The following is a 25,847-nucleotide window of genomic DNA, read 5'->3' on the forward strand; positions in this document are numbered from 1 at the left end:
CGGTTTTTCACCGCACCATCACTTAAGCGCGGCAAAAACTTGGCGGTTTCTACTAATATTTGCCGATCGTGTGAAAAATCGTTTCGCCATCGTTAACAAAAATGTTAACGTGAGGTTCGATACTTGAATTTCAAAGGGTTATGACTTTCATGTTTTCTAATCTACCAACACCAGTATTAGATCCTATTTTATCTCTTTCCGTTGCATGCCGTAACGATCCTCGCCCGAACAAGGTTGACCTTGGTATTGGGGTTTATAAAAACAGCAAAGGCGAAACGCCGATCATGACAGCGATAAAAATGGCGCAAGATGTCGTGATTGAAAATCAAAAAACCAAATCTTACGTAGGGCTCGCCGGCTGCGAAGAGTTCAACCAAAGTATGATTGAACTTGTACTAGCGGGCACATCAGTCATGGACCGCGTTACGGCAGTTCAAACACCAGGTGCCAGTGGCGCATTACGTATGTTGGGTGACTTGATGAAAGTGGCGCAACCAGATACCACGGTTTGGATCTCAAACCCTAGTTATGTAAACCATAAACCGGTAATGGAAGCCGCTGGTCTGAAAGTTAAGTTCTACCATTACTTTTCACCAGAGACTAAGCAAGTTGATATCGCAAGAATGCTTGAGGATTTATCAACAGCAGGTCCTTCAGATGTTGTTCTTCTGCATGGCTGCTGCCACAATCCAACAGGAGCGGATATCGACTTCGCAGCCTGGCAGTTGATTACAGAACTGTCACAGAAAAATGGTTTCACACCATTTGTTGATATCGCCTACCAAGGTTTTGGTGATGGTCTAGAAGAAGACGCCAAAGGCCTTCGCTATATGGCTGACAACGTTGATGAGATGTTAATTACCACATCATGTTCGAAGAACTTTGGCTTATATCGTGAACGCACGGGCGCAGCAATCGTTGTGGGTAAAAATGCACAAGAAGCGGCGAATGCGAAAGGTAAAATCCTGACTCTTGCTCGTGCAACTTACACTATGCCACCGGATCATGGTGCTGCTTTGGTTAAAACTATTCTTCAGGATGCGCATTTAACCAGTGTGTGGAAACGCGAGCTAAATGAAATGCAACAACGCCTCGTTTCTCTACGTCAGGTTTTATGTAACGAATTGAGAAACAACCATAATACGGATCAATTTGATTTCATTGAAAGTCACAAAGGCATGTTTACTGTGCTAGGCTTTAGTGAAAACCAAATGACTCAACTACGTGAAGATTATGCAATTTATGGTGTGGGAGATGGTCGAATCAACATTGCAGGCCTAACGGAAACGCACATTCCTTATGTAGCTGATGCGATTCAAAAAGTTTCTCAACGTTAAATCAGGAGAGTGGATGAAAAACTGGAAATTGCTTCTACCAGTTATTATGAGTGGTAGTTTGATTGCTTGTACATCTACGCCAACGACTGAACCTGTAGAGCCTGAAGTGCCTGAAGTGCCTGAAGTGCCAAAGGTGGAAGAGCCGATTAAAGTCGAGCCAGAAGTAAAGCCAGAGGTTGAAACCAAACCTGAAATCGAGCCGGAGAAAAAGCCAACACCTAAACCAGAGAAGGAAACGAAGCCGAAACCCGTAAAGGTACAAAAGACACCTGACGGCATGCTTATCTTGGGGTCAGAAGAGTGGGTGTATGTACCGGCCATCGACCAGACATACAAAGCGCGTATAGATACTGGGGCGACAACATCTTCAATCAGTGCGACCAACATCGTTCCATTCGAACGTGATGGTAAAGATTGGGTTCAGTTCAACGTCGATATCGATGGCAAAGCAAGCAAAGAGTTCAAACTGCCGGTTGAGCGCTGGGCTAAAGTGCGCCAGTCATCATCTGAAGAAGTAGATAAGCGTCCAGTGGTGATGGCTTATATACAAGTAGGTGATTTAAAAGAGCAGACGGAATTTACTCTGACTGAACGTGATCATATGAAGTTTCCAATCTTATTAGGCCGTAGCTTCTTCCGTGATATCGCGGTGGTGGATGCTTCTAAGAAGTATATCCAGAATCAGCCAAGCAAAACGAAAAAGAAATAGAAAGTAGATATACAAAATAGAAATAACAAAAAGCCTCTCGAACGAGAGGCTTTATTCATGTTACGAAAGGCATTCTCGCTTTAAAATGCGAAGCGTGCTGACATCACAAATTGTTGACCGTAAACGCCATTGTTCTTAAGGTCTGCCCCCAAAGACAATTGTTGTGTTGAATGGAATCGTGCGCCTAAGTTATAGACAGTTTTCGAATCATCGTTATCGATCAACTGACCAATACGCCCGTGTAGCTCAACGTTCTGCATGAACCACACTCTAGTGCCAATATTGACTTCAGTTTTCCACTCATCACCGACTTTGTCACTGCCATTCTTCTTAATATTGTGAATCAGCATCTGACCATAAATATCAGAAAGTTGTCCAGCTGGGCCGTTGAAACCGATGCCGCCGGCGATGTCCCAGTCGCCACTAAATTCGCTATCAGCACGACCGATAAAGTGGGAGTTCTCAGTAAAGTATGTAGTGACCTCACCACCAAACGTACCAGGGCTGGTACCCATGCGGAACTCCATCATGTTGTAGTTGAAATTATTTGCGTGTGCAGAAAGTGGCAAAACAGCGCACAAACCAAAGGCCGCGACCTTTAGAGCTTTACCTAGCATGGGTGTCTCCGGGTAAGAAAAATAATACGAACGAAAAAAGGTCTGCAAAATGCAGACCAAGATTCACAAAGTATCATTTTAGGTGATTCCCGTCACCTACAGCACTAGGACAAAGTGCGCATGATCATTGTTTTGGGAAGTAACATTTCCCCCAAACACTGTGATTACAAAACAACGAGATGTTCAACTTCAATTTCTGGCTTGCTACCGCCTTCGAACTCGCCAAAGAGACGAACTTTAGTCGTTTGGTCAATAGGCGTCGTTAGGTGGAGATCATCTTCGAGTTCAACCAACACTTCGGCTGAACCGTCACTGAAGATGAATTGGTCTGCGCGGACTTGACGAAGAAAGTTACCCTCTACTATGACGTCTTTCTCAGTGAACATAGTTGAATCAGCAATAAGGGCGTCGACTTTTTCTACTGTAACAGGACCGTTAAACTGAACGGTTGATTGTCCTTGGTTGTGAGCCTTAGCAAAAGTAACGGTAGGGGCAATAGTAAGTGCAGCAATAGTCGCGATAACGGTGTTTTTCATTCTGTATGTTTCCAATGTAGGTGTTTGTTTTTGATGACGCTATTAAAACAAACCTTATTTGAACCAATACTGATGTAAACGTTCATATTCGATTCATTTTCTTGAGTGAGATACCTACATAACGTTATGATTGCACTCTTTGTTTTCTCTCTAAAAAACAGTCATGAAAGTAGTCATCCCATCGTTAATGGTACAGGGCACCACTTCGGATGCCGGAAAAAGTGTTCTTGTGGCAGGTTTATGCCGTGTGTTAGCGCGAAAAGGGATAAAGGTTGCCCCATTTAAACCACAAAATATGGCACTCAATAGCGCAGTAACCAAAGATGGTGGTGAAATTGGGCGCGCTCAAGCGGTTCAAGCCCAAGCATGCAATATTGAGCCAACCGTTCATATGAACCCTGTACTAATCAAACCGAACAGTGACACTGGCGCGCAGATCATTTTACAAGGCAAAGCGATCTCCAATATGGATGCGGTGGGGTTTCACGACTATAAAAAGATAGCGATGACGACAGTGTTAGATTCTTTCGCTCATTTAACGCGAGAGTTTGAGTCGGTCATGATAGAAGGTGCGGGTAGTCCGGCTGAAATTAACTTGAGAGATAATGACATTGCCAACATGGGCTTTGCCGAGGAGGCCGATGTCCCGGTGATCATCGTGGCGGATATTGATCGAGGTGGTGTTTTTGCTCACTTGTACGGCACATTGGCGCTGCTTTCTAAATCAGAACAAGACCGAGTAAAAGGTTTCGTCATTAACCGATTTCGAGGTGACATCAGCTTGCTGCAATCGGGATTGGATTGGTTGGAAGAGAAAACCGGTAAGCCAGTGTTAGGCGTATTACCATACTTGCATGGCCTTAATTTAGAAGCAGAAGATGCCATAACCGACCGGCAAATATTGGCTAACGACGTAAAACTTAATGTAGTTGTGCCGGTGTTCCCGCGTATAAGCAACCATACTGATTTTGATGCGCTTCGCCTCAATCCTGATATTAATCTGCGCTACATTGGAAAAGGTGAAGCTTTGGGTAGATCTGATTTGATTGTCCTACCGGGTTCTAAATCTGTGAGAGATGATCTGGATTACCTAAGAAGCCAAGGTTGGGACAAAGATATCCAACGCCACATTCGGCTTGGCGGTAAAGTTATCGGCATTTGTGGCGGGTATCAGATGTTAGGCAAGTTTATTAAAGACCCTCTTGGTGTGGAAGGGGCTCCGGGTACAAGTCAAGGCCTGGGGTTACTCGATATTGAAACCGTGCTTACCGACAGTAAGCGATTAACTCATACCGAAGGTGAGTTACACCTAAATAATCATTGCGTTAAAGTGAAAGGTTACGAGATCCATGTGGGGCAAAGCGAAGTGAAAGGCACTCAACCGCTTAAGTTAGCATCCGGTGAACTCGAAGGGGCGATAAGTCACTGTGGACATATAATGGGTACATACCTACATGGGCTTTTCGATGAAATCGAGGTACTCACGGCAGTCACACAATGGGTGAATGGTGCTCAAATCAAACAACAAGACTTTGCTGCACTCAAAGAGCAGGGCCTTAATCGTATCGCGGACGCGATAGAGCAACATATAAATCTTGACTTTATGTTCAAATGAAACCAGTTTTTAACGGTTTAAAAGTAAGTAGAGATTCTGATCTACTGCCTAATTTTTCCCCGTCTCGTACCGGAGTGATTTTATGAAAGCATGGAAGCGTTATGCTTGCCTTGCAGCAATATTGAGCGTTTCATCAACAGTGAACGCCGCGATGGATCTTAAAGTGTATGCCGCCTCGTCGTTGACGAACGTGATTGACACAATTGCACAAGATTTTGAGAGCCAATACGATATATCGGTAACACCAGTCTATGGCGGTTCTTCATCGATTGCTCGGCAAGTTCTAAGTGGCGCTCCGGCTGATGTTGTAATTCTTGCGAATGCTAAGTGGATGAATTACTTAGTGAAGTCCGAAGTTGTTAAAGGTGACAATGTCACTGATTTGGTGCGTAATAGTTTAGTTGTGATTACGCCAAACACCTCAAAGGTAGAGACTTTCGATTTATCAGATGTCAGCGCCTGGGAAAATATACTGAATGGTCACCGTTTAGCAATTGGCAATCCCGCCACAGTGCCAGCAGGTATGTATGCAAAAGAATCTCTCAGTAATCTAGGTGTATGGAAAAGTGTGGAGCGACAAGTTGCACCAGCAAAAAATGTTCGTTTAGCGTTAACATTCGTAGAAAGAGATGAGACACCACTTGGCATTGTATATAAAACGGATGCACAACTGTCTGACAAAGTGAAAATCGTAGGTGAGATTGCCGATGATACTCACGCAGACATTGTTTACCCTGCTGCACTGGTAAAAAATTCGACTCAATCTGCGCGCTTTTTTCAATACCTAAAGTCTGATGACGCCAAACGCGTGTTTGCGCAGTATGGTTTTCAATAATAAGGGGACAGTGTGACAGAACTTGAATACCAAGCCCTAATGTTAAGCCTTAAAGTTGGCGGTTATGCCGTACTTTGGTTGATTCCTGTCGGCATTTTTCTCGCTTGGTTACTTTCTCGAAAAGAGTTCTTTGGAAAATCTCTTCTCGATAGTTTAATTCACCTTCCATTAGTATTACCGCCTGTCGTCATCGGTTACCTGCTGTTGATCTCAATAGGACGGCAGGGGTTACTTGGCCGTTGGTTATATGATCACTTTGGCTTAGTGTTCAGCTTTAATTGGAAGGGGGCGGTTGTTGCTTGTATCGTCGTAGCATTGCCTTTGATGGTGCGATCTGTCCGTTTGAGCTTAGACAACGTTGACCCCAAATTAGAACATGCGGCATCAACTCTGGGGGCTTCTCCTTTAAGAGTGTTTCTTACCATCACGCTACCGTTAACCATTCCGGGAATTATTACAGGGACGATGCTCTCTTTTGCGCGTAGCCTTGGGGAATTTGGCGCAACCATCAGTTTTGTGTCTAATATTCCCGGGGAAACACAAACCATCCCATTGGCAATGTACAACTTCATAGAGACGCCAGGTGCCGAGATGGAAGCGGCACGCCTCTGTATCATTTCTATTGCGTTGGCACTGTCTACTTTGATGATTTCTGATTGGTTGAATCGTAAGTCAGCTAAGCGTTTAGGAACCAAGCGATGAACATAGAAATACAATTTAAACAATCACTTGGTGAAACGAACTTTGATATAGACTTATTGTTACCGGGTAACGGAATAAGTGCGTTATTTGGTCGCTCTGGTGCAGGAAAAACCACACTTATCAATGTCATCAGCGGTCTTGTCACACCAACACATGGTAAAGTCGTCGTTGGCGAACATGTGTTGTTTGATAGCGACAAAGGCATCAACTTACCCACACATAAGCGCAAGATTGGTTATGTATTTCAGGACTCTCGGTTGTTTCCGCATTATTCAGTTAACGGAAATTTACTTTATGGCGTGACAAACAAAGATGACATCTACTTTGATAAAGTGACAGAGTTATTGGCGATCAAGCCTCTGTTAAAACGTTTTCCGGTCTCTTTGTCTGGCGGAGAGAAGCAACGTGTTGCTATCGCACGAGCATTGCTGTCGAAACCGAGCCTGCTTTTAATGGATGAACCGCTTGCATCCTTGGATATGCCCCGTAAACGGGAAGTGATGCCTTTTCTAGAAGAACTCTCTGAGCAGGTAAATATCCCTATCATCTACGTCACGCACAGCTTACAAGAGATTTTACGCCTTGCTCAACATTTGTCGATCCTAGATGAAGGGCGAATCATGACGTCCGGAAAGTTAGAAGAAGTGTGGGCATCTCACTCTATGCGTCCTTGGCAGTCTTTTTCAGACCACAGCAGCTTATTTGAAGGTAAGATTGAAGGACACCATAGCAAATACGCGCTTACGTGCGTCAAACTCGCTCCTAAGGCTTGTTTGTGGGTACAAAAGATCGATGGTGATCCGGGAACGCCCATTCGCTTACAAGTACGTTCAAATGATGTGTCTATTACGCTAGAAAAACCCGTCGCCACCTCAATTCGTAATGTGCTATCCGCAACCGTCGCTTCGATAGAGGCGTTTAATCCCGGTGAAGACAAACAGAGTATCACCGTTTCATTGCGTCTTGATGATGACTGCTTATTATGGGCAACCATTACGCCTTGGGCATTAGATGATCTAAACCTAAAAATTGGCGATGAGGTATATGCGCAGGTAAAAGGGGTCAGTGTCACACAACGAGATATCGCGTTTTCTCCTCACTGATACCAATCGTAGCTACACAAAAGGCCGCGTTTGCGGCCTTTATTATTAGCGTATTACAGAGAGTGTCGAAATTACTTCGCGAATACTTCTTTGAATTCACGTTTAAGAAGTGGGTCACGACGTGCTTTCTTCATTTGCTTAACCATGTCTTTCACACAATTGTGAAGAACATTATCAAGCAACTGAGCACGGTACTCTTCTTTGTCTTCATCTGTCATATTTTCAGGCAGATTTAGCGTTGGGAACTCTTCCATTACGTTTAGACCAGCAAAAGCTTGGCCTACTGATACTAGAGCGTGGAATTGCTCAAAGTTGTCCAAAATGTTTTGTGCGCTTGCAGGCATATCATCCCAAGATGCGCGTACAGCTTCTTCAGAAACTTCATGGATAGAGGTAACCATTTCGAACATTTGCTCTGGAACTTCGTCAAATTCGATAACTTTACGTAGTTCAGGCGAAATGGTTGCTAGATCAATTTTTTTGCTTTCGTTGTTAGTTGCTTCTGACATGCTGTGTCTCTCGTTACAAAAGGCGGGAATATTAATACCAAATGCATCAAATAGCTACTATAAGAACTATTTGAATACGTGACCATTCAACAAAAAAATATAGCACTTATCTGGATATTTGATGCATATACTGCCGAAAATAAGCGCGGACATGTTACAGTGTCACCAATGTAAACAAGGTATTTGTGACGATAACCCTTTTTACAGTTCACCATCAACAACGCGGTTAAGCATGGTTGTACTTCACACAGTTTCGACCTGCTTTTTTCGCTTTATACAATGCTTCGTCAGCGAGTTTAATCACATCGGCAGGGTTACGCTCACTTCGACTGTCAGCCACACCAAAGCTTGCGGTCACCGACACCGTGTTTCTTTGTGCATTTGCGCTACCGCGCTTTTTTCGGCCTTGTTTGTTATCTTCCGGGCGAGAGTCTTGATCACGTAGAATCATTTCGTATTGCGCAACCTGTTCGCGAATTTCTTCTAAATGCAGTTTGCACTCGTCGGCATATTTACCTTTAAAAACAATGGTGAATTCTTCACCACCAAAACGGTAAACGTTTGCACCGCCTTGGGTCTTCAATAAGCGAGAGGCCACCATTTTTAGCACGTCATCGCCAGTGTCATGGCCGTAAGTGTCGTTAAACATTTTAAAATGGTCGACATCAAGCATCGCAATCGTGAATTTTCTACCCATGTGTTTTAGATCTAAATCTAAAGCTCGTCGGCTAGGAATTAAAGTTAGGCTATCAGTAAAGGCGAGTTGATGGCTTGCAGAAGTTGAGTAGAGAATAATGACGAGGCCAGCAATGGTGAACATGGTGCTAGAGATATACTGAATATCAAAAAAGATGAATGTCGCAGACGCTAACACCATTGCTGAATATGCCATCGCATGAATGATTTTGTTCTTTCTCAATACAAGAATACCAAGAAAACAAACAATACCAACGCAATACAACACCAAAACTAATGGTAAGTGAGAGACGTTAAGCACGATAAATAGTATGCCACTCGTCCACTCTTCAAATCCCCCCTCAATGTAGTACGTCAAGGTCACGTATGACCAAAACACAAACATGAGCAGTAATAAAATGTAAGTTAAAGTCGATTTAGAATCAAAGCCTTCTTTATTAAAAAGAAAAACGGCAAGAAATGAGACAGGAAGGAGAGTCGCTAACATGGTCAGCTCAAGAAGGGTTGTCCCGGTTCTCAGCGGAACTTGAAGCCGATTTTGTATTACGAAGTATGCAAGCAACAATGCGATGCATAGCATTGATTCACGACCTTGCTTAAATGAATAGCACATGATTAATGCACAAATTAGCAAAATATATGGCATATTTGCAGCAATGCCCCAGTTAGATTGAGTCATCAATATGATGCTTTCCATACTAAGGCAGACCACTCCAAGCAATAACAGCGGGAATAGAAATCTAAAGCCTGATGATGTCATTAAAGATGATGCCATCTACTATATTTTACCTAGAAGTCGTGTATGTCTGTATTTTCAAATCATCATTATATCAACTGACACTATGAAAATTAACAACAATACGTGTGTTTGTTCATTTTCCAAGTAATTTGAGGCCTACCACGGGTAAATAAACATAAAGTTGATTAAATTAAGAGCAATCAACAAGTTGTCTCGAGGACCCAGTGCTATACTTAGTTTGTTGAACCATGGAGGACCGTCGATGCAAATCAGTTCTGATGTACACAATTATATGGAAACCTTGGTTGGTCAAGTGCTCAGTTCGAATAAATATGCGGAACATTATGACAATGAACAGTTAGCTGATATTGCCTGTCTCGCATTAATTCAACTAAAACCCGTATATATCCGACACGACATTGATTTTTTATCAGCATTGCCAGAGGTTAAACTTGTGCAGTTCAAGACAAGCGTCGATGTCGCTGTAGAGAATGCCGTTGTGATGATTCAACAAGATAGACGAATGAATCGTAACAATAATATGCCTGTAATTTTCTCGCATACCCGTTATGATGAGGACAAAGAACTGGATTGGTTCGAAAAACCGATCCTCAACGTCAATATAAAATAATCAATGCTTGTTCCTTGTGAAGTCAAGGATAAGTATTCCCAAGGAGGAGTCGTGGGATTTTTTTCGCGCTTGTTTGGTCGCAACGAGAAGGCGGCAGTAGTTAACGAGGTTGATCCAGTCGAATACAAAGGCTTTTTGATTTACCAGCAAAGCATCGCAGAGGGCGGCCAATATCGCATCGCTGGTCGCATTGAAAAGGACATTGAAGGTGAGGTGAAAACTCATCGTTTTATTCGGTCCGATGTTCTGGGTTCAGAGCAAGATGCAAACGAATTAATGCTAAAAAAGGCCCAGATGTTTATTGACCAAATGGGTGAAAAAATATTCGATTAAGAACTCACTTCAACTTGATTCGAATCATCTAAAAGAGAGCCATTAGTGTATATGCTAATGGCTCTTTTTCTTTTTAAGCTTTATTTAACTCCAACCTGGTTGGACCTCTAACTAGTCCGTTTGGTTGTGGTTATTTTTCAAAAGCAAATGGAATATTATTGATTACGAGTCGTTATATGTAATGAAATTTTGAATTTTTGTTACAAAATGCTTGAAGTCGTATTGGACGTTAGATACAACAGAATGGCAACAGGGCCATTAACCAAGTCATTGCTGTTCAACTTGGTGTTTAGATGTATTTGTTTACCTATATTATTGGCGTGGTAACAATACAGAATTAAAAAGAATAAGTAAGGCTCTGTTTATAGGATTTATTTATAAATATGTATACAAGGAGTATGCGTTTTGCAAATCGGTGTACCTAGAGAAATACTCGCGGGTGAATCGCGAGTAGCTGCATCACCTAAATCGGTTGAGCAGTTAATTAAGCTGGGGTTCGATGTCGTAATCGAGTCTCGTGCAGGGGTGCTAGCAAGTTTCGATGATGCCGCTTATGAAGCTGCAGGGGCGAAAGTTGTATCTAGTGAAGAAGTATGGAAATCAGGTTTGATCCTAAAGGTAAATGCGCCAATCGTAGATGAAGAAAAAGGCATCGACGAAATCGCTTTACTGCCAGATGGCGCGACATTGGTCAGCTTTATCTGGCCAGCTCAAAATTCAGAGTTAATGGAACAACTGTCAAGTAAAAACATCAATGTTCTCGCAATGGATGCGGTTCCTCGTATCTCTCGTGCGCAAGCATTAGACGCACTTTCTTCTATGGCAAACATTGCCGGTTACCGCGCAGTGGTTGAAGCCGCTCATGAATTCGGTCGATTCTTCACAGGTCAAATTACCGCGGCAGGTAAAGTGCCGCCAGCGAAAGTACTGGTTGCGGGTGCAGGTGTAGCAGGTCTTGCTGCAATCGGCGCGGCAGGTAGTCTTGGTGCGATCGTTCGTTCTTTCGATGTACGTCCAGAAGTAAAAGAGCAAGTGGAATCGATGGGCGCAGAGTTCCTAACCGTAGACTTTAAAGAAGACTCAGGTTCAGGTGACGGCTACGCGAAAGAGATGTCTGATGAATTTAACAAGAAAGCGGCTGAGCTATACGCTGAACAAGCGAAAGATGTTGATATCATCATTACGACGGCGTTGATTCCTGGTCGTCCGGCACCGACGTTAATCACCAAAGAGATGGTCGATAGTATGAAAGCGGGCAGCGTGATCGTTGACCTTGCTGCTGCAAACGGTGGTAACTGTGAATACACAGTAAAAGACCAAGTCATCACAACGGAAAATGGCGTAAAAATCGTTGGCTATACCGATATGGTCGGCCGCCTGCCAACACAATCTTCTCAGCTATATGCGACCAACCTTGTAAACCTTCTCAAACTGCTGTGTAAAGAGAAAGATGGCAACATCAATATTGATTTTGAAGATGTTGTACTACGCGGTGTAACTGTCGTTAAAGAAGGCGAAATTACATGGCCTGCACCACCTATTCAGGTCTCAGCGCAGCCTCAAGCAAAACCACAAAACCCAGTTAAACCACAACCAAAAGTTGAAGAACCAACGTCACCAGTGAAGAAATTAGGTGCATTAGCCGTTGGTGTTGGTGCATTTGCATGGGTTGCTTCTGTTGCTCCGGCGGCGTTTCTATCTCACTTCACCGTATTTGTATTGGCATGTGTGGTGGGTTACTACGTGGTTTGGAATGTAACACACGCACTTCACACGCCTTTAATGTCGGTAACCAATGCAATTTCTGGGATTATCGTAGTAGGCGCACTGCTGCAAATTGGTCAAGGCAATGGTGTTGTTACCTTCCTATCAGTCATTGCTGTTCTTATTGCAAGCATAAACATCTTTGGTGGCTTTACCGTGACCAAACGTATGCTTGAAATGTTCCGCAAAGATAAATAATAGGAGTAACCAATGTCTGCAGGATTAGTACAAGCAGCTTATATAATTGCTGCGCTATTTTTCATCTTAAGTCTCGCGGGACTTTCAAAACAAGAATCGGCAAGAAACGGTAACTACTACGGTATTGCGGGTATGGCGATTGCGCTTATTGCGACAATCTTTAGCCCAAATGCGGAAGGGTTCGTGTGGGTCATCATTGCGATGGTTATTGGTGGTAGCATCGGTATCCACTACGCGAAGAAAGTAGAAATGACACAAATGCCAGAACTGGTTGCAATCTTACACAGTTTTGTAGGTATGGCTGCGGTATTGGTAGGTTACAACAGCTACCTAGAGCCACCAGTCGCGGTATCAACTGACCTTGCTGGTATGCACGCTGAGCATGTGATCCACCTTGTGGAAGTATTTCTTGGTGTGTTCATTGGTGCGGTAACCTTCACTGGTTCAGTGGTTGCGTTTGGCAAACTACGCGGCACCATTTCTTCTTCGCCACTGAACTTACCTCATAAACACAAAATGAACCTGGCGGCCATCGTCGTTTCTACGCTTCTTATGATTTACTTCGTAAAAGCGGACGGCAGCATGTTCGCTCTTATCTTAATGACGCTGATAGCTTTTGCATTCGGTTACCACTTGGTCGCGTCCATCGGTGGTGCAGATATGCCAGTTGTAGTTTCAATGCTGAACTCATACTCAGGTTGGGCAGCAGCGGCGGCGGGCTTCATGCTTGCAAACGATCTATTGATCGTAACAGGTGCACTCGTTGGTTCTTCAGGTGCGATCCTTTCTTACATCATGTGTAAAGCAATGAACCGTTCATTCATCAGCGTTATTGCTGGCGGGTTCGGGCAAGAAGTTGTGATTTCAAGTGATGAGGAGCACGGCGATTACACTGAGATAAGTACGGAAGAAGTGGCTGAGATTCTGAAGAATTCAAAGTCAGTGATCATCACTCCAGGATACGGTATGGCAGTAGCGCAAGCTCAGTACCCAGTACAGAAAATTACCGAGATACTGCGTTCACAAGGCATTGATGTACGCTTTGGCATTCACCCAGTTGCGGGGCGTCTACCTGGCCACATGAACGTGCTATTGGCAGAAGCGAAAGTACCGTACGATATCGTGCTAGAAATGGACGAGATCAATGACGATTTTCCTCAAACCGATACTGTACTGGTCATTGGTGCAAACGACACAGTAAACCCAGCAGCGCTGGAAGATCCAAACAGCCCAATCGCAGGCATGCCAGTACTGGAAGTTTGGAACGCACAAAACGTTATCGTATTCAAGCGTTCAATGAATACGGGTTACGCAGGGGTTCAGAACCCATTGTTCTTTAAAGAAAACACCTCAATGTTGTTTGGTGATGCAAAAGAAAGTGTTGAAGCTATTTTTAAAGCACTATAAACCAACCGTATAGACCAACCAGGGTCAGCAATCGCTGGCCCTTCTTTGTTCAGCTCATTGTTATAGTATTGCAAATCCTTAGCCCACCTCATGTCTTTTACATATAGATTAATGTATAGTTCCCACTAATTTAAAAAGTAACGGTAACAGTTTGATTAAACAGTTTTTGCTTCGTTCTGTGTTAATGCTGCCACTTATTTCGGCTCCCGCTTTTGCAGATTCATTACCAGAACGGATTGATACATTTACAGAGCTATTTGATTATCAAACGGCCATTAAATCGTATGACATACGCATACTGCAGTCTAATTATCCAACAAAGTTACTTTCTCCAGATTCTATGCTACCGCAGACGGCTGACTACCCACTAAAAGACGTTCAGGAATTATATCGTTTAGCGAATACATGCCGTGGAAAGCTGCCTTTAAGCCCATTAATTACTGAACCTTTAGTGTTTACACGTGCCTTATGTAAAGGGACACAACTTACACCTAGATGGTTTTCCCGCAGTGGACTGATCCACCCGGGAGGCGGTAGTTATGCGGCGCGTTATGTAAACAAATATCCTGAGCTTCATTCCGAGCTTGCGCAGTACATGCACATAAAAGAACGAGAAAATAAAGAAGGGGACGAGTTACTAGCAAGCCTAAAACATATGAACGATGAAGCCATCAACGCACTCATCGCCGGCGCAAGTATGTTTATCGAAGATAAAGAGCTATGGTTACGTCGTGGTGATCATTATTTTGTGTTTTCCCAAGATATATGGCAGGAAAACGTCGAGAAAGCGGGTCTCGCATATAGGTTAGCGTCTGAAAGTCGCAGTTGCTTTGTAAAACGCGGAAACATCTGTTGGGATGTGGAAGATCAATCGCAATTGCTTCAGATCAGTATGATCGTTCTTGTCATTGCCAATATTTTGCTGGTGATTGGTTGGACAGTATATCGATGGAATAGCAAGCGAGAAGAGCTCCGTAGCCGAATGCTTGTGCTTCAGATCTTGACCCATGAGTTGAGAACCCCAATTGCATCGCTGTCATTGACTGTGGAAGGCTTTCGTCGAGAATTTGAACATCTTCCCGAGAGCGTTTACGATGAATTCCGTCGATTGTGCGAAGATACACGTCGATTACGTCAGCTAGCAGAGGCCAGTAAAGATTATTTGCAATCAGATAATCAAATGCTTGCAACAGACTGGGTGCCGTCTGTCGCTGAATGGTTAGAATATAAGATAGAAGAAGAATTTGATAACGCTGTACAGTTCAATCTAAATGAAGACGTTGCAGCAAAACTTAACGTATATTGGCTCGGAACCTGTATCGATAACTTGTTGCGCAATGCGCTCAAATATGGTGTTGCACCAGTTGAACTGAATGTCGTTACCAGTGCAGAAAAAATCGTAATTCAAGTCCAAGATGCCGGCAATTTAACTGCCAAAGACTGGGCAAACCTAAGAAAGCCGTTTGTGAGTAAGAGCGGGTTAGGACTTGGCTTAACAATTGTTGAATCTATGGTAGGCCGCATGGGCGGAAAAATGTCCTTAATAGGCCCCCCTACAACCTTTATATTGGAGATACCTTGTGAAACAGACACTGCTTCTCGTTGAGGATGATAAAAACTTAGCTGATGGCCTGTTAGTGAGCCTAGAACAAGCAGGATACGAGTGTTTACATGTGGAGCGTATTTCAGACGTTGAACCACAATGGAAAAAGGCGGATCTCGTCATTTTGGATCGCCAACTTCCAGATGGTGACTCAGTGCAGCATCTTCCTGAATGGAAGAAAACCAAAGATATCCCAGTTATTTTATTAACAGCGCTAGTGACCGTTAAAGATAAAGTGGCAGGGCTGGACTCTGGTGCAAACGACTATTTAACGAAACCTTTTGCTGAAGCGGAACTGTTTGCGCGAATTCGTGCTCAACTACGTGCTCCAGATGCGACAGACCAAGCGAACGAAGATAAAGTGATGGCAAAAGATCTTGAAATTGATCGTGCGACCCGTGAAGTTGTTTTTAGAGGGGAGATGATCACACTCACTCGTACTGAATTTGATTTGCTGCTTTTTTTAGCGTCAAACCTTGGCCGAGTGTTTACTCGAGATGAATTGCTTGATCATGTTTGGGGTTACAACCACTTCCCAACAACGCGTACGGTAGACACGCACGTACTTCAATTGCGTCAGAAATTACCTGGGTTAGAAATCGAAACATTACGTGGCGTTGGCTACAAAATGAAAGCATAAGTTAGTAATGAAATCACTACTTCCTGTAGTTCTATCATTGATGATTACGAAACCAGTTCTTGCTATGGACTGGTTTCAATCAAACACACCGTTAACTCAGGCTCACCAACATCTACTCGAAGATGATCTTGGTGGACTGTTTAACTCCCTTGTCGAACTTTGGCAAAGTGAGCCTAATAAACAAATTATTCCACACCTTAACGATTTATTAGGGCAGTCTTTAGCTAAAGATTGTGGTAAGTCGTTAACAAGTGTCACTCTCCCTGAATGGATTAGTGGTGTTAACGTCATTCGTCAGACTATTCAGAGCCCTGGACGTGATACCTATCGGTTAGTGGTCAAGCTTAGAGCGACCACCGATATTGAAGATATATCATTTCGACGCTGGGTTGATACCTCGATTTCCGGAGACAGCTCTTTCAGTTATGAAACGCAGAGCCAAGGCATTGAAATTGCGAACGAGCGAAACTACCTTAAGCGCTATAACTTAACCGGTAAAATGGACGCTGGACTGTATCATCTAACAGTACATGCTAAAGATAAGCGCACCTATCGTAGCTGGGTTATTTTGGGGGATTCCGGTTCTTCACAGTATGTACGCTGGACATCAAAAGAGAATTGGAAGGTAGAAAAGAGCGCGTTAAGAAACCCGCATTGCCCCTTACCACAACTGGAAGTTGGCCTATATGATTACGTTGATGGGCAATATAATCAGGTGTGGAACAAAACTTACGAATCAAACTACCCAAATGCGTTAGAGTTAAGTGGCGTTCCTAATGATCGATATGTGTTAGCGGTAAGCATTGATAGTCGTCGTTGGCAGGGCGAAATAATTGTTGAACAAGCGCAAACTATCAGCAGAACCTATGATGTTTCCCTCGAATAATCATTAAAGAAATAACACTTGTGCCGATATAAGATCAGGAAGAACTAAACCACAAGTGTAGTATGAAAACACAATTCAAAATTTTGGCCACGACGGTTCCCGCAGCACTATTTTCAAACGTGGCCTCAGCCGCGACCTATGCAATAGAAGCACGCAGTGACGCTATGGGTGGCGTTGGCACCGTTTCTGCCTCCTACCTTACCGCGCCATTTTTCAACCCAGCGCTTACCGCGATTTACCGCCGCAATGATGATGCAGGTATGATCGTACCAAGCTTTGGTATCAACTATAACGATCAAAACGGGATCATTGATTCGATTGATCGAATCGGAAAAATGGCACCAACTGACCCAAATTTAATATCAGAACTTGACGCTTTGAACAACAAAACGATGGACTTTGATATTGGTGGCGTTGTCGCTGTTGGTATACCAAACCAGTTTTTGTCTGCAACGGCTTACGGTAAGCTATACACAGAATCCTTTGTTCAGCCTGTTGTTGATACCAACGATCCAGTGAACGCATTAAACAACAGTTATGTAAAAGGCGTCTCGATAGGGGTTGCTGAAGCGGGCATTTCCCTTGCTAAGTACACTAATTTCATGAATCAACACATGTCGTTCGGTATTACGCCTAAGCTACAGCGCATTTACACCTATTCTTATGCAACGAGCTTTGCGGCATTCGACAGCAAAGATCTGCGTGAGAACGAAACGGCCGACACCATATTCAACTTAGACGCTGGTGCACTTTGGTTCTTTGGCCCGTATCGCTTAGGCATCTCGGCAAAAAACCTAATGGGCAGCGACATTCACACTAAAGCGTTTACGTACAATGGTACAACGCCAATTGCATCAGAAAAATACAGTATGCGTCCGGTCTACACGGTAGGGGCAGGCTTTGTTGCAGACTATTTTTCTGCAAGTATCGATTATGACTTGAATGAAGAGAAAAAGTTTTCAACGTTTGATGACAACACGCAAATGCTCCGTTCTGGTTTTGAAATTGATGTGCTTCGTCAACTTGCGTTACGTGGTGGTTACATGAAGAATTTAGCACGAACAAACGATGAAGGGACAATCACCGCTGGTATTGGTTTATCTCCATTGAATCTCATCGAGCTTGATATCGCCGCGCAATACACCAACAAAGACGCAATGGGTGCATCGATTAATTTCCTTGCGACCTACTAAGCGAATCGTTATAGTCAGCTCCTCAATATGAGGAGCTTTTTTTATGTTTGACGATTTACCACCTCTGTCACATCAAGAACAACAACAAGCTGTAGAACGCATTCAAGAGTTAATGACAAAAGGTACCAGTACCGCAGAAGCCATTAAAATTGTTGCTCAGCAAATTCGAGCTGATTACGCAGCAAAACAACAAGACGAAGCAAATTAAAAAGAGCAGGGCACAGACCCTGCTTTTTCATACCTATCACACTTCTACTGGGGCGACACCAACCATACTCCGCTTCAATTACTGTTACCGCGTCACCTCAGTTCTGATAAAAAAACACTGTCACTTGCTGCTGGTTGTTAGTAAAATTTTACTAACTTAAGTTAACCACCACTACATTAACGATAATCAATGCGGGGTACAATGCCACGCATTATAGGTAATTTCTCAAATTACAAAGACTTAGCGAAGAGCTTTCGTCTAAGGTAATCGCTTTGCCAGTCTAGAGTTGTAATTTTATTACAGTGGTGGTCTTCTGCTTTTATTAGCCAGCGTTTTATCCTGTAAAATTCACAATTCGACGTTGTCACTAATTAATTTTCCTCAATCAGGTAATGATGTATGGCGTGATAAAGACAGTGAGCGCTTGCAGACGCCTACAGATATGGAAACAATTAATCAGCAGCTTTAGGTTAATGAGTGTAACGGCGGCATATATTGCATGAGATTATTTGCCCAAGATAGGCGAGCAATGATCAATAATTTTCACTTCTCGCTCGTTAGTGCGTAGGTTTAGGTTTACCTAATTCGTGACCACGTAACGTGAGTAAGGGATATTGTTTATCTGTCGATTGGCCCCGACAGGTTTGGCGAAATTACTTCGTATTCTTTATGAGTATTTTGTTTGTTTATCCATGTTACCCCAAACCTTAAAAGCCGAAACTTAGCGATGGTTTCGGCTTTTTATACCCGTCCTCTCAACTGATTACTTATCTATGCAGCTATGTTTTTTTACAACGCTATACTGTAGAAGCTATGTTACTTTTACAAAAGGGGGAGTTATGATCACACACGGTATTACGATTGGCCTTGAACGAACCGACAATGAAGTGTTTGTTTCTATCAAAGCAATAGGAAAACTCACGCACGATGATTACAAGCGACTCGTACCAATGCTCGATTCAGTGCTAGAAAAAGTGGAAGATCCAAAAGTAAGAGTATTGTTTGATGCGACGGATTTCCAGGGCTGGGAACTTCGAGCTGCGTGGGATGATTTAAAAATTGGAATCAGTCATGGCTCAGTGTTTGATAAGGTTGCGCTTCTGGGCTCACACAAATGGCAAGACGTTGCGGCAAAGGTATCGAATTGGTTTATGAATGGCGAAGTGCGCTCTTTTCACGAGCAGGATGAAGCGCTTAAATGGCTGTTGTCTTAAAGCCCAACTTAAAACGAACAAGCGTAAAATACCGCCGCTTGACGGCGGTAAATCAGATTAAGCACAGCATTTTTTGTACTTTTTACCACTGCCGCAGCTGCATGGGTCATTACGATTTGGTTTTTTATCAAATACCGTTGTCGTTGGTTTGTTTAGCAGCGTATCTAGCTCGATTGTATTTTCGTCTTTCATTGGATCAACGACAATATTGGCAACGATAGCATGCTTTTCAACAATCATCTCAAGTTCTAATTTTCGTTCTTGCGACATTACCGTGATTGAAATTGGTGCTTCGTCCGTGCCAGCTTTAACTTCGCGGTTAACGTTATACCCTGAAAGTACGTGGTTTTGCCTTGTTTCGATTCTGCCTTTGAAAAACAATTTTGACATTTTATGACTCTTAAGTGATTTGTATGAAGCAACAAGAAGAGCGGATTATACTCGTCATTATGAAATGATAAAGAACAATTCACAGCCCTACGTGAGAAACGTTTTGGTGCTTAGAACTCTCTGGCAAAACGGTGTCGATTTGCGCAGTACCTTAAATCATTCTCAGTATTACGAACATAAAGCTCATTTAAAGCTCGTATCAACCAAATAGATACGAATTAAGATAGGTAAAAACGGGTCATTTTAGTTTTGCACATAAGAGACATTCTAACTTTGGGCCATCACCCAAAGTGCGCATTATGTCTGCTTATGTTTAATATGGTTGCACATGCAGCTTGTGGTATATGCCCCGCTTTTAAGGGACAATTCAATGAAGTACCACGAAATGACTAAAAACTTTATTTTTCGTGAATTGGAATGTGGTTTATCCGTCGAACAAGCTGCTGAACTTTGTTTGAAAACTGTGAGAACGGTCAAAGAATGGGATAAGGGGAAAGCCATTCCGCCCGAGTGCAAAAGACTTATGAGAATGGCTAAGGGCAGGGAGCTCAGTCCGTCAGAGCAGTGGCATGGTTTCAAAATGTACCGAGATAGATTGGAATTGCCAACAGGCCAACTTGTTACAGCGCAACAAATTCTTACAGGGATTGCGTTAATTGAGATTGGCGCATTAACTGATCAAAGGGTAACGAGTAAGCTTTTGAAGTACGCCAGAATTTTAAAAAAACTCATGTGAAGGGAAGGCTCTGAAAAGAGCCTTATTCGAATGTCAAGCGTTGTGAATCACTCTTAAATTTATTGTTAGGCGATTTTATCGAATCCAGTGGTTCTTAGCTTTTCCCAATAATTTTGATGTATTGAAATGCTCGCTTGTCGCAGTTGCTCACCAGTGACGCCTTCAGCCAATTCAATGACTACACTGTTATTCTCCTCAAACGCATTATCGACAATTTCAAGGTTATTAAAATCAGCCACAAAAGCTTCCACATACATCGGATAATCTTCAGATTCTGGCATAAACGGGCAATCGACCCTGATATCGGACTCAGTAATCTCTCTCAAACCTAATCTATATTTCATAACTATTCCTATGGTGTATTTAACTCGCTTGTCGCCTAACGCCTGCATAACACGTTTACTACTAAGCAATTATACTTAATATTGTCACCCTAAAACGAGAAACACCCGACAACCTGAGGTGCCGAGTGTAGTAAATCGTGTTGATGCATTTGTTATGTCATTAACGATGATAGAGTTACTTACTCTTTTATATCACTTTTTTTACGTGCTTTAAGCTTTCCTGTCTCGATAGCTTCGCTTACCTTGGAAATACCATTAAAAATACCGCCACCAACTTTCTCTTTACCTGATGATGCGGTTTTTTCTACCGATTCTTTAACTGACTTTCCAACAGGCTTAGCATAAACGCTTGTTAAAAAAAGATAGATAGCAATAATCGCTATCGGTAAAATAATAAATTCCATAAAACCTCAATAAGTGCCTATAGCCACTAAATAATATGGCTATAAAATAGTGACTGAATGAAGCTAAATACCTAAACGATATTAAACTCAAAGACATTCATATCTAAACCAATTTTCTGCGCGGAATATACACCTAAATGCTCAACAAAGGAATAAATTTGAAATACCATTTGTTATAAGCCATTTTTATATGCACAAGACAATGATGTGAATAGGGATTCCCTTTTAGCAAGTAGTTCAATACGAACCTTTTCCATATCAGCCTCAGTTACAGATTTTCTAAACTCATGATAGTTTCTTCTCATATCCTTTAGGCATTCACCATATTCACGTATCAAAACTGCTTGTTCTTTTAGCCCCAATAACATCAACTTCGACTCAGAAACAGTTACACTTTTAAACTGATAAAATAGTTCTGTTTTTGTTTCCTCAAATTCTAGTTTACGGTTTTCCGACAACTCTAAGCCTCGTTCTTGATTTCGAACTAATTCGGTCACGAACGCCCAGTATTTAAGAGATACATGGGTAATTTCTTCAATGTCAGCACTAACAGTTTCAAGTGTGTCGAAAAATCGCTTTCGAGTTTCTTTACTATTATCATGGGAATGATTTAATTTCGTCACTGCCAACGTACCAAGTAAAGTAATTAGCCCCCCCAAGCCTATTTTCACCGCAGTATCCACAACTTCTATAAATGTTGTCGTCATTTGAACTCCTATGGCTTATCGCCCTGTTAAGGTGTGAGCAACGCAATACCGATGCCGCCGTATACCACCTTAATCACTAAACGCAACGCATAGCAAAAACGCCAAACGTTGCGAATCACTCTTAAACAGATTGTTATATTTTATTTTTGCCACTTCCAGACCGAAAATGTCCCTTAGACGGCTCTTTTTTACAAACTGGAGATTTAATCTTTGTAGTGCTATCTCTATTTTTTCGAGTTCTACTACCAGAGACTGTAGGACTATTAATAACTGTGGGGTTAGGCTTAATACGACTTCGAACATTCTCCGGTTTTGTGACTGTTATCATCTTACTTGGAATATTCGACTTATGATTAGTCTCTACATTTTCAACAAACGGAGACAGAGTAAGTTTTACTTTATGAGTTTGAGTAGCTTTTGTACTCCCACCGACATCCACTACAAATAGTTTTGCCCCAGCTTTCGCTTCTGCATCGAGTGCAAAACTAACTTCTAACTCTACATCTCCCATTATGAAAAACGGGTCTGTAGTGGTTTAATGATCCCGGACACCAAATTAGGTGGTAAAGTCTCCACCATAAATGAGGTGCTCAATGACAAAACGACAACGACGTACATTTTCTGCTGAATTTAAAATGGATGCTGCAAGCTTGGTTCTTGACCAAGGATATTCAATACCAGAAGCTGCACGCTCTATGGATGTTGGTGAAACAGCTTTACGACGATGGGTTGACCAACTCAAGATCGAGCGTGGTGGTACGACTCCGACGGCCAAAGCCCTCACGCCTGAACAACAAAAAATCCAAGAATTAGAAGCCAGAATTAGTCGATTAGAAAGAGAGAAATCCATACTAAAAAAGGCTACAGCTCTCTTAATGTCGGACGAACTCGAACGTTCTCGCTAATTGACCAATTGAGGGAGTGTGAGCCGGTCAAGATGCTTTGTAAGCTGTTCAATGTAGCTTCGTCCTGTTACTACGAATTTAAGCATAGAAAGCCGGATGCAAATCGCATTCGGCTAGCTAGCCGAATTAAAGAACTCTTCAACATGAGTCGAGGCTCAGTTGGCAGTCGTGCTCTTGTATCTATGTTGCGTTCAGAAAACATCGAAATCGGGCGATTTAAGGTACGAAAAATAATGCAAGAATCCGGTCTGATGAGTAAGCAGCCAGGGTCGCATCGATATAAGCATGCCAAATCAGAGCGACTGGATATCCCGAATCTGTTGAAGCGTGAATTCTCTGTAATTGCTCCGAATCGAGTTTGGTGCGGTGATATCACTTACATTTGGTCAGGTTCGAAGTGGAGTTATCTAGCCGTAGTACTTGATCTATTTAGTCGACGCGTCGTGGGTTGGTCTCTATCGGATAAGCCTGATGCTGAACTAGCTTCTAAAGCCTTGTATATGGCCTGGGAGCAACGGGGGCGACCTAAGAACGTGATGTTCCATTCAGATCAAGGATGCCAGTACAGCAGTCGTAAATTTCGTCAAAGACTTTGGCGATATCGCATAACTCAAAGCATGAGTCGTCGAGGTAATTGTTGGGATAATGCTCCAATGGAGAGGCTATTTAGAAGCCTGAAAACTGAATGGGTACCAGCAACGGGTTATTTGACTCAAGCTCAAGCGAAGAAAGATATCAGCTACTACTTGATGGACTACTACAACCGACAACGGCCTCATCAAGCAAATGATGGGCTGTCACCAGTAAATGCCGAAAATCGGCTTAAATCTGTGTCCGGAGTTTGTTGACCACTACAGTCATCATCATTTATAGAGTTTCGTAATTCCTCTTTAACTTCTTCTATAAATGCCTTTAAGCTTATGTTTCCTTTCACATATATCTCCATTTAAAATATAACGCTTATTAGATGGCTTTAAACCCACCTAGTAATGCACATGATGCCATATATAGTTTCTATGTAAAGTTTGAAATCAGTAACTTACGAGGCGTTCAGTCTAGTTAAACGGCCAGAAATAGCGTAATTGCGAATCCCTTGAGGAATGGTGGAATTTACCCCCGTGATACAGAACGGGGGTTAACCTCGCTTCGCTCGGGGCCCTCCCGACGAAACGGGCCCCTCCCGAGCTGCGCTCGGAAGGTCGTCGAAATTCAGTTTTGACTCTCAACTGATTTAGAGAACTATACAAGAATGAAGAAAGAACCATGAACTGGCAGTGCCCTGATAGTAAAAGCGGGTCTAACAGGAAAGAAGTAAGTTTTTCAATTGCAGTAAACGCGCTGGGTTATCGGGCGCAGTTTAAATGATCGCATCCAATCACTTCATTTGCGCCCTTATCCCTGCGGGGCAGTCCGCTATATGCTGACAGTAGGAAGGGAATCAAAAACGTTATCAGGCTTACTTTGAACATCTTCACCATCAAGGCACGTCAAGACTCGCAGTTCTGAACCCCAACTCAACTCATAGACACATTCTGCTAACGCATTGAAACCGTACCCCATAGACTGAAAATCTATCTGGTTCATTGCAAAGAGCTTTTTATCATCTTTGTAAACGTCGATGTATATGCGGAAAAAGGAAAGGTCTTGATTCAAGAAGCTATCACCGTTAAACGATGCACCATAAACATGCTGTTTAGAATACCCAGTAACAACAAACTGATAAGCAGCCAACGGGCCAAACGTAGAACTATTTTCTTTTGGTGCCGTCGTTGATGATGGCACACCATCAGGAACCGAAGCCGTAGTACTGGATGAAGTGGATTGAGTTTCTAGAATTGGTTGTTGCTCAGGAACTGAAGGCTCATCGTCTGGCATCCAAACATAAACATTAAAAATTACCGCAATAACACAAAAGGCACCACCTAACCAAAACGGCCAGCGAGTCCAAATCGGTTTGATATCTGCCGCCGTTGCTTCCTTAACAGAACCCGATGATTGCGTATGACTCTGATAAAAAGGGAAGTAATGAGATTTATATTTTCGTTGTTCCTCGTTAACCACTTCAGTAGTAGAGCCAATCCTCACTTTTTTGGTGTAGGTCTTATCACTACCAAAAGCCGTGTTTTTAGCGCAGTAATACGTGATTTCAATCATGGCCTTAACATCACGATGTATTTTGCGTAAGTCCTGAGTAAGCAAAATAATGTCTATACCATAGTGACCGTGTAACGAATAGAACTCTAGTATATGAGCATCCAAGTTACGATTGGGTAATACCATATGCGCTTCATCTACAACAAAAAGAGGGCCGCGATTATTATCATCACGCCAATCGTCTTGATAGTCAGTAAACTTAGCAAAAGGTCTATCTAGGCTGCCGTAATCATTGAGCTTTCCATCTACCACAGTAACCAACGCCGCAGCCTCATCCCCAAACACCTCCCGAAACTTATCAATATTCAAAGGAATGTTAGTGATAACCTTGCGACCTGATTTCACCGCAGGAATGATGTGATAAACCACAGACTCATAAGACTTACCGCTACGTGGACGGCCTACAATGGCATAAATCATGAGCCTAACCTTGTAAACGGTATCAGTTGAAGCAGTAAGCGAACCGACAAACAGGTAAGTATGATCGTCAACGCTTGGGGAACACCAATGGCCGTCATGACCCAAGCGACCTCAGGCGGTAATCCGGTTAAATACTGCGAAATGTCTATCGGACTTAAAAAACCCATCACCCATGAAAGCATCACATTGATTGCATCAAAGACTTGCTCAAATGCCCAAAAGAAAACGTCCTTCACCATATCAATGAGCGTAATCAAAAGACGATATAAAAACTCAATTAGCTTATTAAATAATTCAATTAACCAATCCATA

29 protein-coding genes are annotated in these 25,847 nt (G+C 42.7%); 18 read left to right on the top strand and 11 right to left on the bottom strand.

Annotated elements, in window-relative coordinates; translation table 11 throughout:
- The first annotated feature begins 149 nt into the window (after positions 1-149).
- Together AK966_RS07585 and AK966_RS07590 are read left to right on the top strand one after the other, a co-directional pair.
- Positions 150-1,337, top strand: a complete 1,188-nt coding sequence (locus tag AK966_RS07585) for an amino acid aminotransferase (protein ID WP_172438026.1) — start codon at positions 150-152, stop codon at positions 1,335-1,337.
- 13 nt (positions 1,338-1,350) lie between these two features.
- Positions 1,351-2,046, top strand: a complete 696-nt coding sequence (locus AK966_RS07590; RefSeq protein ID WP_119463864.1) for a RimK/LysX family protein — start codon at positions 1,351-1,353, stop codon at positions 2,044-2,046.
- Positions 2,047-2,126: 80 nt separating this feature from the next.
- Here AK966_RS07590 and AK966_RS07595 read toward each other — a convergent pair whose 3' ends face one another.
- Both AK966_RS07595 and AK966_RS07600 read right to left on the bottom strand, forming a co-directional pair.
- Positions 2,127-2,663, bottom strand: coding sequence for a hypothetical protein (locus AK966_RS07595; protein WP_099077774.1), 537 nt, complete (start codon positions 2,661-2,663; stop codon positions 2,127-2,129).
- Positions 2,664-2,827: 164 nt separating this feature from the next.
- Entirely contained in the window at positions 2,828-3,199 is a 372-nt protein-coding gene (locus AK966_RS07600; protein WP_119463865.1) for a YgiW/YdeI family stress tolerance OB fold protein, read from the bottom strand.
- A 163-nt stretch (positions 3,200-3,362) separates the two neighbouring features.
- Between AK966_RS07600 and AK966_RS07605 the strand changes: the two genes are divergently transcribed.
- The 4 genes from AK966_RS07605 to modC all read left to right on the top strand — a co-directional run bounded on the left by AK966_RS07605 (position 3,363) and on the right by modC (position 7,454).
- Positions 3,363-4,814: a cobyric acid synthase gene (locus AK966_RS07605; protein WP_119463866.1), complete on the top strand. Its 1,452-nt coding sequence runs from the start codon at positions 3,363-3,365 to the stop codon at positions 4,812-4,814.
- Positions 4,815-4,896: 82 nt separating this feature from the next.
- The gene (modA, locus tag AK966_RS07610; protein ID WP_099077771.1) at positions 4,897-5,649 is read left to right on the top strand and encodes a molybdate ABC transporter substrate-binding protein; all 753 of its coding nucleotides are present in this window, start codon (positions 4,897-4,899) and stop codon (positions 5,647-5,649) included.
- Positions 5,650-5,661: 12 nt separating this feature from the next.
- A complete protein-coding gene (gene modB, locus AK966_RS07615; RefSeq protein ID WP_099077770.1) occupies positions 5,662-6,351 on the top strand; it encodes a molybdate ABC transporter permease subunit in 690 nt (229 codons plus the stop codon).
- Complete coding sequence (gene modC / locus AK966_RS07620) at positions 6,348-7,454, top strand: molybdenum ABC transporter ATP-binding protein ModC (protein WP_099077769.1); 1,107 nt, start codon at positions 6,348-6,350, stop codon at positions 7,452-7,454. The genes modB and modC overlap by 4 nt, the downstream gene beginning before the upstream one ends.
- Positions 7,455-7,525: 71 nt before the next feature.
- On the opposite strand, the gene AK966_RS07625 is transcribed toward modC, so the two are convergent.
- Positions 7,526-7,963: a DUF3069 domain-containing protein gene (locus AK966_RS07625; RefSeq protein ID WP_099077768.1), complete on the bottom strand. Its 438-nt coding sequence runs from the start codon at positions 7,961-7,963 to the stop codon at positions 7,526-7,528.
- 226 nt (positions 7,964-8,189) lie between these two features.
- On the bottom strand, positions 8,190-9,434 hold the full coding sequence (locus tag AK966_RS07630) for a GGDEF domain-containing protein (RefSeq protein WP_119463867.1): 1,245 nt from the start codon (positions 9,432-9,434) through the stop codon (positions 8,190-8,192).
- A 226-nt stretch (positions 9,435-9,660) separates the two neighbouring features.
- On the opposite strand from AK966_RS07630, the gene AK966_RS07635 reads away from it, so the two are divergent.
- The 10 genes from AK966_RS07635 to AK966_RS07680 all read left to right on the top strand — a co-directional run bounded on the left by AK966_RS07635 (position 9,661) and on the right by AK966_RS07680 (position 19,475).
- Positions 9,661-10,029, top strand: a complete 369-nt coding sequence (locus tag AK966_RS07635) for a late competence development ComFB family protein (protein WP_099077766.1) — start codon at positions 9,661-9,663, stop codon at positions 10,027-10,029.
- Positions 10,030-10,080: 51 nt separating this feature from the next.
- On the top strand, positions 10,081-10,362 hold the full coding sequence (locus tag AK966_RS07640; RefSeq protein WP_119463868.1) for an HlyU family transcriptional regulator: 282 nt from the start codon (positions 10,081-10,083) through the stop codon (positions 10,360-10,362).
- A gap of 405 nt (positions 10,363-10,767) precedes the next feature.
- Positions 10,768-12,324 carry a Re/Si-specific NAD(P)(+) transhydrogenase subunit alpha gene (locus AK966_RS07645; RefSeq protein ID WP_119463869.1) on the top strand — a complete coding sequence of 519 codons (1,557 nt, stop codon included), beginning with the start codon at positions 10,768-10,770 and terminating at the stop codon, positions 12,322-12,324.
- Positions 12,325-12,336: 12 nt separating this feature from the next.
- On the top strand, positions 12,337-13,731 hold the full coding sequence (pntB, locus tag AK966_RS07650; RefSeq protein ID WP_099077763.1) for a Re/Si-specific NAD(P)(+) transhydrogenase subunit beta: 1,395 nt from the start codon (positions 12,337-12,339) through the stop codon (positions 13,729-13,731).
- A 184-nt stretch (positions 13,732-13,915) separates the two neighbouring features.
- On the top strand, positions 13,916-15,337 hold the full coding sequence (vxrA, locus tag AK966_RS07655; RefSeq protein WP_301182215.1) for a sensor histidine kinase VxrA: 1,422 nt from the start codon (positions 13,916-13,918) through the stop codon (positions 15,335-15,337).
- Complete coding sequence (gene vxrB, locus AK966_RS07660; RefSeq protein ID WP_099077761.1) at positions 15,312-15,974, top strand: response regulator transcription factor VxrB; 663 nt, start codon at positions 15,312-15,314, stop codon at positions 15,972-15,974. The genes vxrA and vxrB overlap by 26 nt, the downstream gene beginning before the upstream one ends.
- Positions 15,975-15,981: 7 nt before the next feature.
- Complete coding sequence (locus AK966_RS07665; protein WP_099077760.1) at positions 15,982-16,860, top strand: DUF2861 family protein; 879 nt, start codon at positions 15,982-15,984, stop codon at positions 16,858-16,860.
- Between the two features lie 62 nt (positions 16,861-16,922).
- Positions 16,923-18,053, top strand: coding sequence for a conjugal transfer protein TraF (locus AK966_RS07670; RefSeq protein ID WP_119463870.1), 1,131 nt, complete (start codon positions 16,923-16,925; stop codon positions 18,051-18,053).
- 43 nt (positions 18,054-18,096) lie between these two features.
- Positions 18,097-18,261, top strand: coding sequence for a YoaH family protein (locus tag AK966_RS07675; RefSeq protein WP_099077758.1), 165 nt, complete (start codon positions 18,097-18,099; stop codon positions 18,259-18,261).
- 839 nt (positions 18,262-19,100) lie between these two features.
- Positions 19,101-19,475, top strand: a complete 375-nt coding sequence (locus tag AK966_RS07680) for an STAS/SEC14 domain-containing protein (protein WP_099077757.1) — start codon at positions 19,101-19,103, stop codon at positions 19,473-19,475.
- 57 nt (positions 19,476-19,532) lie between these two features.
- Here the strand turns inward: AK966_RS07680 and AK966_RS07685 are convergent, their stop codons facing one another.
- Positions 19,533-19,865, bottom strand: a complete 333-nt coding sequence (locus tag AK966_RS07685) for a PBPRA1643 family SWIM/SEC-C metal-binding motif protein (RefSeq protein WP_099077756.1) — start codon at positions 19,863-19,865, stop codon at positions 19,533-19,535.
- 370 nt (positions 19,866-20,235) lie between these two features.
- Between AK966_RS07685 and AK966_RS07690 the strand changes: the two genes are divergently transcribed.
- Positions 20,236-20,601 (top strand): phage protein, encoded by a 366-nt coding sequence (locus tag AK966_RS07690; protein WP_119463871.1) that lies wholly within the window; start codon positions 20,236-20,238, stop codon positions 20,599-20,601.
- Between the two features lie 65 nt (positions 20,602-20,666).
- Here the strand turns inward: AK966_RS07690 and AK966_RS07695 are convergent, their stop codons facing one another.
- From AK966_RS07695 to AK966_RS07715, 4 genes are all read right to left on the bottom strand, one after another.
- Complete coding sequence (locus AK966_RS07695) at positions 20,667-20,945, bottom strand: hypothetical protein (RefSeq protein ID WP_119463872.1); 279 nt, start codon at positions 20,943-20,945, stop codon at positions 20,667-20,669.
- Between the two features lie 179 nt (positions 20,946-21,124).
- Positions 21,125-21,349 carry a hypothetical protein gene (locus tag AK966_RS07700; RefSeq protein WP_119463873.1) on the bottom strand — a complete coding sequence of 75 codons (225 nt, stop codon included), beginning with the start codon at positions 21,347-21,349 and terminating at the stop codon, positions 21,125-21,127.
- Between the two features lie 173 nt (positions 21,350-21,522).
- Positions 21,523-22,056, bottom strand: coding sequence for a hypothetical protein (locus tag AK966_RS07705; protein ID WP_119463874.1), 534 nt, complete (start codon positions 22,054-22,056; stop codon positions 21,523-21,525).
- A gap of 133 nt (positions 22,057-22,189) precedes the next feature.
- Positions 22,190-22,567, bottom strand: coding sequence for a trypco2 family protein (locus AK966_RS07715; RefSeq protein WP_119463876.1), 378 nt, complete (start codon positions 22,565-22,567; stop codon positions 22,190-22,192).
- Between the two features lie 82 nt (positions 22,568-22,649).
- Here AK966_RS07715 and AK966_RS07720 point away from each other — a divergent pair.
- Positions 22,650-23,809, top strand: a protein-coding gene (locus tag AK966_RS07720) for an IS3 family transposase (RefSeq protein WP_119463877.1) whose coding sequence is annotated in 2 segments (ribosomal slippage) — positions 22,650-22,908 and positions 22,908-23,809 — 1,161 coding nt in all. Because the reading frame shifts where the segments join, the coding sequence is not laid out codon by codon here.
- A gap of 565 nt (positions 23,810-24,374) precedes the next feature.
- Here AK966_RS07720 and AK966_RS07725 read toward each other — a convergent pair.
- Together AK966_RS07725 and AK966_RS07730 are read right to left on the bottom strand one after the other, a co-directional pair.
- A complete protein-coding gene (locus AK966_RS07725; protein ID WP_119463878.1) occupies positions 24,375-25,535 on the bottom strand; it encodes a zonular occludens toxin domain-containing protein in 1,161 nt (386 codons plus the stop codon).
- The gene (locus AK966_RS07730) at positions 25,532-25,846 is read right to left on the bottom strand and encodes a DUF2523 family protein (RefSeq protein ID WP_119463879.1); all 315 of its coding nucleotides are present in this window, start codon (positions 25,844-25,846) and stop codon (positions 25,532-25,534) included. Before AK966_RS07730 ends, AK966_RS07725 begins: the two co-directional genes overlap by 4 nt.
- Between the last annotated feature and the right edge of the window lies 1 nt (position 25,847).

Origin of the sequence: Vibrio sp. PID23_8, assembly GCF_003584965.1 — a bacterium.
Lineage (GTDB): Bacteria > Pseudomonadota > Gammaproteobacteria > Enterobacterales > Vibrionaceae > Vibrio.

Coding starts and splice junctions, on each gene's coding strand:
- vxrA (WP_301182215.1), top strand. CDS start 13,916: ATGCTGCCACTTATTTCGGCTCCCGCTTTTGCAGATTCATTACCAGAA.
- AK966_RS07675 (WP_099077758.1), top strand. CDS start 18,097: ATGTTTGACGATTTACCACCTCTGTCACATCAAGAACAACAACAAGCT.
- AK966_RS07715 (WP_119463876.1), bottom strand. CDS start 22,567: ATGGGAGATGTAGAGTTAGAAGTTAGTTTTGCACTCGATGCAGAAGCG.
- AK966_RS07725 (WP_119463878.1), bottom strand. CDS start 25,535: ATGATTTATGCCATTGTAGGCCGTCCACGTAGCGGTAAGTCTTATGAG.
- pntB (WP_099077763.1), top strand. CDS start 12,337: ATGTCTGCAGGATTAGTACAAGCAGCTTATATAATTGCTGCGCTATTT.
- modA (WP_099077771.1), top strand. CDS start 4,897: ATGAAAGCATGGAAGCGTTATGCTTGCCTTGCAGCAATATTGAGCGTT.
- AK966_RS07730 (WP_119463879.1), bottom strand. CDS start 25,846: ATGGATTGGTTAATTGAATTATTTAATAAGCTAATTGAGTTTTTATAT.
- AK966_RS07605 (WP_119463866.1), top strand. CDS start 3,363: ATGAAAGTAGTCATCCCATCGTTAATGGTACAGGGCACCACTTCGGAT.
- modC (WP_099077769.1), top strand. CDS start 6,348: ATGAACATAGAAATACAATTTAAACAATCACTTGGTGAAACGAACTTT.
- AK966_RS07625 (WP_099077768.1), bottom strand. CDS start 7,963: ATGTCAGAAGCAACTAACAACGAAAGCAAAAAAATTGATCTAGCAACC.
- AK966_RS07595 (WP_099077774.1), bottom strand. CDS start 2,663: ATGCTAGGTAAAGCTCTAAAGGTCGCGGCCTTTGGTTTGTGCGCTGTT.
- AK966_RS07635 (WP_099077766.1), top strand. CDS start 9,661: ATGCAAATCAGTTCTGATGTACACAATTATATGGAAACCTTGGTTGGT.
- AK966_RS07600 (WP_119463865.1), bottom strand. CDS start 3,199: ATGAAAAACACCGTTATCGCGACTATTGCTGCACTTACTATTGCCCCT.
- AK966_RS07680 (WP_099077757.1), top strand. CDS start 19,101: ATGATCACACACGGTATTACGATTGGCCTTGAACGAACCGACAATGAA.
- AK966_RS07685 (WP_099077756.1), bottom strand. CDS start 19,865: ATGTCAAAATTGTTTTTCAAAGGCAGAATCGAAACAAGGCAAAACCAC.
- AK966_RS07705 (WP_119463874.1), bottom strand. CDS start 22,056: ATGACGACAACATTTATAGAAGTTGTGGATACTGCGGTGAAAATAGGC.
- AK966_RS07670 (WP_119463870.1), top strand. CDS start 16,923: ATGAAAACACAATTCAAAATTTTGGCCACGACGGTTCCCGCAGCACTA.
- AK966_RS07630 (WP_119463867.1), bottom strand. CDS start 9,434: ATGGCATCATCTTTAATGACATCATCAGGCTTTAGATTTCTATTCCCG.
- AK966_RS07700 (WP_119463873.1), bottom strand. CDS start 21,349: ATGGAATTTATTATTTTACCGATAGCGATTATTGCTATCTATCTTTTT.
- AK966_RS07695 (WP_119463872.1), bottom strand. CDS start 20,945: ATGAAATATAGATTAGGTTTGAGAGAGATTACTGAGTCCGATATCAGG.
- AK966_RS07585 (WP_172438026.1), top strand. CDS start 150: ATGTTTTCTAATCTACCAACACCAGTATTAGATCCTATTTTATCTCTT.
- AK966_RS07590 (WP_119463864.1), top strand. CDS start 1,351: ATGAAAAACTGGAAATTGCTTCTACCAGTTATTATGAGTGGTAGTTTG.
- AK966_RS07665 (WP_099077760.1), top strand. CDS start 15,982: ATGAAATCACTACTTCCTGTAGTTCTATCATTGATGATTACGAAACCA.
- AK966_RS07690 (WP_119463871.1), top strand. CDS start 20,236: ATGAAGTACCACGAAATGACTAAAAACTTTATTTTTCGTGAATTGGAA.